At 67.8% G+C, this 208-nt stretch carries 1 protein-coding gene; it reads left to right on the top strand.

Going from position 1 to position 208, the window contains the following annotated elements; translation table 11 throughout:
* On the top strand, positions 1-208 hold a 208-nt coding region (locus tag QZH66_RS19025), incomplete at both ends, for a tripartite tricarboxylate transporter substrate-binding protein (protein WP_305807324.1).

The raw sequence follows: 208 nt of genomic DNA on the forward strand, positions 1-208 counted from the left end.
CCAGCGGCGCCTACGTGCTGTGCGTCCACCCCAAGGTGCCGGCCAGGACTTTGCAGGAACTGCTGGCCTTGGCGCGCAAGGATCCGGGCAAGCTCACCTTCGCCTCCAGTGGCGCGGGCGGCCACCTGCATGTGGTCACCGAATACCTGCTCGACATGGCCAAGGCCAAGGCGACCCACGTGCCCTACAAAGGCACGGGCCCGGCCAT

It is taken from the genome of Stenotrophomonas sp. YIM B06876, from assembly GCF_030711595.1.
Taxonomy (GTDB): Bacteria; Pseudomonadota; Gammaproteobacteria; order Xanthomonadales; family Xanthomonadaceae; genus Stenotrophomonas.